Raw genomic sequence first — 9,077 nt, forward strand, 5'->3', positions numbered from 1 at the left:
CATGCCTATCCTTATCGCCATCCTTACAACTATCTTTTGACATGGTGAACTCGTGACGAAACAATCCACGAGATCTTCCTAGCCGACCAGATCAGCCCTCAGTGCGTGGTCGCCGGATGACGCTCACCAATGAAGCCGACCGCCGCCGAGATCGAGAACGGCATGCCGCGAAGCCAGAGCGCGGCGATGCCGCCGGTGAGCGCGAGCGGCACGGCGCTGAACACCACCAGCGCATCGCGCGCCGATCCGGTGGCCGCCAGCAGCAGCAGGAGGATCAATGCAAAGCACGCCGGCACGACGATGCCGAGCCTCTGCTGCGCCGCTGCCAGGTTCTCGAACTGTCCGCCCCAATTCATCCAGTAGCCGGGCGGCAGCTTGACCTGCTGACCGACCTTGGCCTGGGCTTCCGCGACGACCGAGCCGAGGTCGCGGCCGCGGACGTTGGCGGTGATGACGATGCGGCGCTTGCCGTTCTCGCGGCTGATCTGGTTCGGCCCCTCGGTGAAGGAGAATCGCGCCAATCGGTTGAGCGGCAGGCTCTGGACAGTTGCATTGGGCGTTGCCTTCGGCAGCGCCACGGGAAGGTTGCCGAGCGCCTCGAGGTCGGATCGCAAGCCTTCCGGCAACCTTACGACGATGTCGAACCGGCGGTCGCCCTCGAACACGACGCCGGCGTCCTGGCCGCCGACGGCGGCGCCGATCACATCCTGCACCGCCGCCGCGCTCAGACCGCGGCGGGCGATCGCGGCACGGTCGACCTTGATGTCAAGGACGGGAAGGCCGCCGGCCTGTTCCACCTTCACATCGGTCGCCCCCTGCACCGAGCGCAGGATCGAGGCCACTTCGTTGGCCGCTTTCAGCAACGGCTCGAACTCGTCGCCAAACACCTTGACGGCGATGTCGCCGCGAACGCCGGCCAGCAATTCGTTGAAGCGCATCTGGATCGGCTGGGTGAACTCGTAGACGTTTCCGGGAACGCGATTGACCGATTTCGCGATCTGCTCGACCAGTTCCTCCTTCGTCATCGAAGGATCCGGCCATTGATCGCGCGGCTTGAGCATGATGAAGGTGTCGGACGCGTTCGGCGGCATCGGGTCGCTCGCGACCTCGGCCGTGCCGGTCTTGGAGAAGACGAAGGCGACCTGCGGCAGACGGCTGACGGCGTTCTCGACCGCAAGCTGCATCGCCTGCGATTGCGACAGCGCGGTGCTGGGAATCCGCAGCGCATGCATGGCGATATTCTTCTCGTCCAGCGACGGGATGAACTCCTGCCCGAGGCGCGCGAAGCCCGCCAGTGCGATAGCAAACAGCACGGCTGCCGTTGCGATGACGGGCAGCGGAGCTGCGATCGCATAGCGCAACAGCGGCCGGTACAGGCGCTTCAAGGCAGCAACCAGCTTGCTTTCATGCTCCTGGACGCGTCCGGTGACGGCAATGGCGATCGCGGCGGGAACGAGCGTCAGCGACAGGACGAATGCCGATGCCAGAGCCAGGATCACGGTCACGGCCATCGGGGTGAACATCTTACCTTCGATGCCGGTGAAGGTGAGGAGCGGCACGTAAACCAGGAGGATGATGGCCTGCCCGTAGAGGCTCGGGCGGATCATCTCGACCGCGGAGGCGCGCACCGTGGCCAGCCGCTCGTCGCGGGAGAGGGGACGCCCGAGGTCGCGCTGCCGCTCCGCCAGATGGCGCAGGCTGTTCTCGGTGATGATGACGGCGCCATCGACGATCAGGCCGAAATCGAGTGCGCCCAGGCTCATCAGATTGGCGCTGATGCGGCCCTGCCACATGCCGATCGTGGTCATCAGCATCGCCACGGGGATCACCAGCGCGGTGATCAGCGCGGCGCGAAAATTGCCCAGCAGGACAAACAGCACCGCGATGACCAACAGCGCACCCTCGCTCAGATTGGTCGCAACCGTCCTGACGGTGGCATCGACTAGTTGAGTGCGGTCGAGCACGGTCTTGACCTCGACACCGGGCGGCAACGTCGGCGCGATCTCGCGCAGCCGCGCGTCGACCGCCGACGACACAGTGCGGCTATTGGCGCCGATGAGCATCAGCGCCGTGCCGACCACCACCTCGTGGCCGTTCTCGCTGGCGCTGCCGGTGCGGCTCTCGCCGCCGATCGCAACGGTGGCGATATCGCGGATCCGCACCGGAACGCCGCCGCGCGTGGTGACGACGATGGCGCCGAGCTCCTCCATGTTCTCGATGCGACCACCGGAGCGCACGACAAAACCCTCGCCGTTCTTTTCAATGTAGCGCGCGCCGCGGCTGACATTGTTGGTCTCGATCGCGTTTGCAACATCGGCAAAGGTCAAGCCGAGCGCGATCAGCTTCGCCGCATCCGGATGAACCTGGTACTGCTTGAGGTAGCCGCCGATCGTATCGACGCCGGCAACGCCGGGAACGGTCTTGATCTGCGGTCGGATGATCCAGTCCTGTACCGTGCGCAGATAGGCGTTCTTCTCGATGTCGCCTTTGAGCCGTGCCCCGTCGCTGGTGACAAAGCTGCCGTCGCGCTGCAGGCCCGGCGCGCCGTCGGCTTCGACCGGTTTGTCGGCGAAGCGAACGGTCCACATGTAGATCTCGCCGAGCCCGGTCGAGACCGGACCGATCCGCGGCTCGATGCCTTGCGGCAGGCGCGCGCGGACCTCGGCGAGGCGTTCGGTAACCTGCTGGCGCGCAAAGTAGATGTCGGTGCCTTCGCTGAAGACCGCGGTCACCTGTGAAAAGCCGTTGCGCGACAGCGAGCGTGTGCTCTCGAGGCCAGGCGCGCCGGCGAGCGCCGTCTCCACGGGAAAGGTGACCTGCTTCTCGATTTCGAGCGGCGACAGCGCGTGGGCCGCGGTGTTGATTTGTACCTGCTTGTTGGTGATGTCGGGCACCGCGTCGATCGATACCCTCGTCAACGCAAAGCCGCCGAGCGCCATGACGACGGCGCAGAGCGCGACGACGACCCAGCGACGATGAATGGAGAAGCCGATGATCCCCTCAATCATGGCCATGCTCCGCTTCGGCCTTTTCCAGCTCGGCCTTGAGCGTGAATGTGTTGGCGACCGCGATCGTCTCTCCGGGCGAAAGGCCGCTCACGATCTCGACGTCGTCATCATCCTCGCGACCGGTACGCACCTGCCGCGCCTCAAACCCTTCGGCGTTACGCACGAATATCGTGGCGTTGCCCTTGACGGTCTGAAGCGCTTTCTTCGAGACGATCACCTTGGAGGGCTCACCGCCGAGCGGCACTTCGGCGGTGACGAAAGTGCCGGGCCTCCATCGGTGATCACGGTTCGGCAGCGTTGCGATCACGCGGGCGTTGCGGGTCTCGCGATCGAGCAGGGGGCTGACAAAGATCACCCGCGCGACCGCTTCGTCGTCGCTGCCGATGGCGCGGATCGTGACCAGTCCGCCCTCGCGCACGGCGGCGATGTCTTCCGGGGAGACCGCGAGATCGACCCAGATATCGTCGAGATTGACAATGACGAACAGCTCACTTTCCTGGCCCTCGCGGCCGATCAGCCCACCGAGGTCGACGCGCCGCTCCGAGACGCGGCCCGAGATCGGCGCACGCAAATATTGTTCGCGCAGGCTTTCCGGCGGCTGGTTCGGGAGGTCGACGATCTCCTTTTCTGAGAGCCCCAGCGCGAATAGCTTTTGCCTGGCGCCGTCGAGCTTGATCCGTGCGTCATTGGCGGTGAGCTGGATCCGCAGGAATTCGTTTTCTGACATGGCCCGGCTTTCGGCCAAGCTCTTTTGCCTGTTGTAGAGCGTCTGCTGCAGATCGTTGGTCAGCCGCGCGGCGAGGTATTCGCTCTTGGCGTCCGCCACGTCCCGGCTTTCGATGACGGCGACGATCTCACCTTTTTCGACACTGTCGCCGAGGCGCTTGCGCAGTTCGGCGACCGTCGCCAGCACGCGCACGGAGACGCGGCCGACGTGGTCGGCGTCGGGGATAAGCGAGCCCGGTGCCAGGAAGTGGCGTTTGAGCGTACCGCCCGCAACCGGCGCCAGCCTGATGCCGGCATTCCTGATCTGCTCCTCGCTCAGCGCGATGTGCTCGGTGCCGTGATCCTCGCTTTCGGCCTTTGCAGTTCCGGTCGTCGCCGTTTCCTGCTGCGCTGGCGGCCAATGCGACCAGGCCGCGATACCAAGGCCGCCACCGACGATGATGCCGGCAACGAAAAGAAGAATCCGTCTCATATATGCCTTCCCCACCGCGCACGGGTCCAGGCCCGGCGCTGCTGCCATAGCGACGCGTTCAATCAAGGCCCGCTGCCGGGAGGCAGCGCAGCCGGATCGGTCATGCCGATCGGATCAGGCGCGGGGTGGCTTGAGGGGACAGAGCGGTTCGGCCGCTTCGGGGGCGCGCATGGCGAGAAAGCGATAGGCGTGCGCAGCGTATTCGATCGTGACCGACGTGTCCTGCGGTGCCACGGTCGATACGTGGGTCAGGCAGTGGTCGCCGTGGGGCAATGCTGGATGGACGGGAGCCTTGTCGGTGGCATCACCGGCGAGTTGCGCGATCGACAGCGCCGGTATTGCATCGTCGCTGTCGAAGCCGAGACCGTGAAAGAAGGACAGCACGAGCGCCAACGAGATCAGTCCCGCAAGCAGGCTACGCCATCGGCGTGACGGGGCCTTGCGGGTCGAACAATCCGGTGCGGCGAAGCGAGAGTCCATGCCGCTAGTTAGCGTTACCCCAGCGCCGATTCAAGGCAGGAGATTTCTGAATGCTATAACGTTACCCTTTCGCCAGCAGCCCGCTTGTGCCTCGTAACGCCGAATATGACGGCGCGACGACGGCGTCGCGCAGTTTCGGGCGATTGTGTCAATGCCTCCGGTCGCTGCGGCGGATCGCCTCGCTTATGGCCGGGCAGGCCGGGATGAAGTAGAACGTCCCTAAACAGCCGGCTTCGCGGAGGTGAGGGAAATGCTCGCACGAATCGTGGTCGCAACTCTTCTCATGATCTCCAGCGCGTTCGCGCAGGAGCGCTCAATCACGGTGGCATCGACGACATCGACCGAGCAGTCCGGACTGTTCGGTTTCCTGTTGCCGCGCTTTACGGCGGCGACGGGGATCGGTGTCAACGTGGTCGCGGTCGGCACCGGCCAGGCGCTCGACATCGGACGGCGGGGCGATGCCGACGTGGTGTTCGTGCATGATCGCCCGGCGGAGGAGAAGTTCATGGCCGAAGGATTTGGCGTCAAACGCCAGGACGTGATGTACAACGATTTCGTGGTGATCGGCCCGAAGGCGGATCCGGCGCACATCGCTGATGGCAACGACGTCACGGAAGCGCTGAAGAAGATCGCCGCCGCGAAGGCGACCTTCGTCTCGCGCGGCGACCGCTCCGGCACGCACCAGGCCGAATTGCGGCTCTGGAAGGAGGCCGGCATCGACATCGCGACGGCGAAGGGATCCTGGTATCGCGAGATCGGGCAGGGGATGGGGCCCGCACTCAACATGGCCGCATCCGACAACGCCTATGTGCTCTCGGATCGCGGCACCTGGCTGTCGTTCAAGAATCGCGGCGATCTCGCAATCCTGACCGAGGGCGATCGGCGGCTGTTCAACCAATATGGCGTGATGCTGGTCAATCCGGCCAAACACCCGACCGTGAAAGCCAAAGATGGGCAGGCCTTCGTCGACTGGTTGATCTCCGCCGAGGGGCAGAAGGTGATCGCCGACTACAAGGTCGGCGGCGAGCAGCTATTTTTCCCCAACGCGTCCGACTAGCAGGAACGCGACCGTGCTCACGGTTACGCTGAGGCCGAGCAGGATCAGGCCAAGCCCGAGCGCCAGTGGCAACTCGCCCTTGCTGGTTTCTAGCGCGATCGCGGTCGTCATGGTCCGGGTGTAGCCGCGGATATTGCCGCCGACGATGATGATGGCGCCGACTTCGGCGATGGCGCGGCCGAAGGCGGCAAGAAACGCCGTCAACAACGAGCCGCGGCCGAGCGATGACAACACCGCCATGCTGCGCAGGCGCGACATGCCATCGGTGCGCATGAGGTCGGCATATTCCGCCCACAGTAGCGAGACCGGACGGTGCACAAGTGCGACCACGATCGGCGTGGCGAGGATCGTCTGCGCGACAATCATCGCGCTCGGCGTGAACAGCAGTCCGGCAAAGCCGAGCGGACCGGAACGCGACAGCAGGAGGTAAAGGGCCAGTCCAACCACCACCGGCGGCAGGCCGAGCATGGCGTTCGCCAGCACGATCGTGGCCTGCCTGCCCTGAAACCGGCTGATCGCGAGCAGGACGCCGAGGGGCGCGCCGATCAGCAGCGCGAGCAGGCTCGCCGTCAGGCTGACGCGCAACGATAGCAGGACGATGCCGATCAGCTCAGCGTCAAGGCTGGCGATCAGCGAGAGCGCCGTCGCCACCGATTGCGTGAAATCATTCATCCTGCTGCGCGCTTGGCCGCCCCGGTGAGATCGCTCGAATGAAGATTGCCGGCTGGCACCATCCAGCAAACACCTAAATCTCTCATAAACTGCGTAACGTCCAATACCGCACAAGCAATGTTGCGCGGGCGAAATCTGGTAACGCTCAGAAACAAAGTTCCATGTTAACCGGCTGATAACTCATTTTCCTAACGCCCTCTTGGGTTGTGTCCCCTACAACAAGCGCTTGTAGGGGCAGGGAAATGTCAGACAGCTCGGCCAAGAGCGATATCTTGCAGAGCCGGTGGTGGCCGAAATGGGCCGCCGTGGCGCCACTGCGATTGAGCGCAATCCAGTGGCTCGTGCTGTGCGCGGCAGCACTCGTGGCCGCGATCGGGCTCGGCACCGGGTACCTGGCGCTGCAATTCCGGGAGCGCGCACTCGATCTTGCCGAACGCGAACTCTCCAACACGGCGCTGCTGCTGTCCCGCCATTTCGATCAGCAGCTCTCCGATCTCCAGCATGTGCACGATGATGTCGTCGCCAACATGCGGGCGGACGGGGTCGATACGGCCGATCAGTTCGAAAAGATGATGTCACTGCTGAGCGCGCACGAAATGCTGCGCACCAGGCTTGCGGCGCTGCCGCATGTTGGTGGTCTCAATCTGTTCAATGCCGAGGGATGGCTGATCAATTCCTCCGAGATGTGGCCGGTGCCCGACCTGAACGTCAGGGATCGGCGATATTTCAGGGAGTTTACCTCCGGCAAGCCGACACCGGATGTCATCGTCGAGCCCGCGGTGAGCCGCGTCACGGGCAAATGGACGACGCTGTTCGCCCGCAAGATTGTCGACGGCAATGGCGCTATCATCGGCTTTTCCAGCCGGGGCGTCGAGCCCAGCCAGTTCGAGGATTTCGTCGCCTCTCTGGCGCTGAATGGCGACACAATCATCTCAATGATCCATCGCGACGGCACGGTGATCGCCCGCTACCCCAAGGATGAAGGGGCGGTCGGCAAGAGCGTAGCCGGTCTCCCGTCATTCCAGAAGGCGCTGACGCTTGACGGGAACATCTCGGGCCGCTTCAGCACTGAAGATGCCGAAGACAAGATCGGGGCGGTTCGACCGCTCACTCATTTTCCGATCCTGATCGTTGCCACGACCAAGACCTCGACCGCGCTCGCCGACTGGCGGGCGCAGACGAAACTGCAGTTCAGCGCTGCGATCCTGGCGATCATCGTCGTCATCGTCACGATCTTCCCGATCGTGAGACAACTGCAGCAACAGCATGAGGCCGCGCGCCAGAAGCTGTCGGAGAAGAGCTTTCATCTCGACACCGCCATCAACAACATGACCCAGGGGCTGTTGCTGTTCGATGCGTCGGGCCGGCTCGTGATCTGCAACCAGCGCTATCTCGATATGCTCGGCGTATCGCCTGACGTCGCCAGGCCCGGATGCCACCTGCGCGACCTCGTGCTGCACCGTCAGTCGATCGGATCCTTTATCGGCGATGTCGACGAATATTGCGCGCACTTCATCGGACCGAACAGCAGCGAGATCGGCGAACGCCACTTCTCGACGCAAGACGGACGAATTATCCGAATGATCTTCAAACATTCGCCGGACGGGGGCTGGGCCACGACGTTCGAGGATGTGACCGAGCGGCGCCGGGTCGAGGCGAAGATCGAACATCTCGCCCATTACGATCCGCTGACCAGTCTGCCGAACCGGACGCTGTTCCAGCGCCACGCCGAAGGCTTGCTGCTCGAAACAGCCGATGTGCAGTTCGCGATCCTCTATATCGATATCGACGAGTTCAAGCGCATCAACGATTCGCTCGGCCATTTGATCGGCGATGAATTCCTCAAAGGTGTCGCCGAACTGTTGCGGCAGTCGATCGGACCGGAGGATTTCATCGCTCGTCTCGGCGGGGACGAGTTCGCCATCGTTCAGCGCGGCGTTACGGCCGATATCGATGTCAGCGCGCTTGTTGAACGGATCTATCAGGCGCTGCGGACGCCGTTCGATTGCCATGGCCATCACTTGTCCGGCGACGCTAGCATCGGCATCGCGGTCGCGCCGCGGGATGGTACCGATCTGCTCGGCTTGTTGAAGCGCGCGGACCTTGCGATGTACGCCGCCAAGGCTGCCGGTCGCCGCACCCACCGTTTCTTCGAGCCGGAGATGGAGAAGGAGGCCAAGCTCCGCCGCGAGCTAGAAGCCGATATGCGCACTGCGCTGGTCGAAGGCGGGTTCGAAATCCACTATCAGCCGCTGGTCGATCTGCGCAGCGACGAGGTCACCGGCTGCGAGGCGCTGGTGCGCTGGCGGCATCCGGTGCGCGGCATGGTGTCGCCGGCCGAGTTCATTCCGGTCGCCGAGGAGACGGGCCTGATCGAGGAGATCGGGCAGTGGGTGCTGCGGACCGCCTGCACTGAGGCTGCCACCTGGCCCGCTCATGTGCGGGTGGCGGTCAACGTGTCGCCGATTCAGTTCAAGTCGGAAGCGTTGTCGCTGAAGGTCGCGGCGGCGTTGGCCGAGAGCGGGCTCGATCCGCGCCGCCTAGGCTGTGTGGACTCTTGGGATTCTCAAATCAGACGGAACGTGATTCAAGGCTTTCTTTTAGGAGGAAGCCTTGGGGGTTCTGGATCGGCTCGTTCTGAACGACACGCAATGGGACCGTA

Annotated in this window: 6 protein-coding genes; 2 read left to right on the forward strand and 4 right to left on the reverse strand. The window is 63.8% G+C overall.

Annotated elements, in window-relative coordinates:
- Positions 1-98 precede the first annotated feature (98 nt).
- The 3 genes from ACZYOF_RS40120 to ACZYOF_RS40130 all read right to left on the reverse strand — a co-directional run bounded on the left by ACZYOF_RS40120 (position 99) and on the right by ACZYOF_RS40130 (position 4,599).
- On the reverse strand, positions 99-3,008 hold the full coding sequence (locus ACZYOF_RS40120; protein WP_463719198.1) for an efflux RND transporter permease subunit: 2,910 nt from the start codon (positions 3,006-3,008) through the stop codon (positions 99-101).
- The gene (locus tag ACZYOF_RS40125) at positions 3,001-4,206 is read right to left on the reverse strand and encodes an efflux RND transporter periplasmic adaptor subunit (protein WP_463719199.1); all 1,206 of its coding nucleotides are present in this window, start codon (positions 4,204-4,206) and stop codon (positions 3,001-3,003) included. Before ACZYOF_RS40125 ends, ACZYOF_RS40120 begins: the two co-directional genes overlap by 8 nt.
- A 114-nt stretch (positions 4,207-4,320) precedes the next feature.
- Positions 4,321-4,599: a hypothetical protein gene (locus ACZYOF_RS40130; protein WP_463719200.1), complete on the reverse strand. Its 279-nt coding sequence runs from the start codon at positions 4,597-4,599 to the stop codon at positions 4,321-4,323.
- A gap of 337 nt (positions 4,600-4,936) precedes the next feature.
- Between ACZYOF_RS40130 and ACZYOF_RS40135 the strand changes: the two genes are divergently transcribed.
- Entirely contained in the window at positions 4,937-5,743 is an 807-nt protein-coding gene (locus ACZYOF_RS40135) for an ABC transporter substrate-binding protein (RefSeq protein ID WP_463719201.1), read from the forward strand.
- Here the strand turns inward: ACZYOF_RS40135 and ACZYOF_RS40140 are convergent.
- The gene (locus ACZYOF_RS40140) at positions 5,717-6,415 is read right to left on the reverse strand and encodes an ABC transporter permease (protein WP_130581886.1); all 699 of its coding nucleotides are present in this window, start codon (positions 6,413-6,415) and stop codon (positions 5,717-5,719) included. The genes ACZYOF_RS40135 and ACZYOF_RS40140 overlap by 27 nt on opposite strands.
- A gap of 242 nt (positions 6,416-6,657) precedes the next feature.
- On the opposite strand from ACZYOF_RS40140, the gene ACZYOF_RS40145 reads away from it, so the two are divergent.
- Positions 6,658-9,077 (forward strand): bifunctional diguanylate cyclase/phosphodiesterase (locus ACZYOF_RS40145; RefSeq protein WP_463719202.1); only part of this gene is annotated, 2,420 nt, incomplete at its 3' end.

It is taken from the genome of Bradyrhizobium sp. LeoA1Lang (assembly GCF_055413685.1).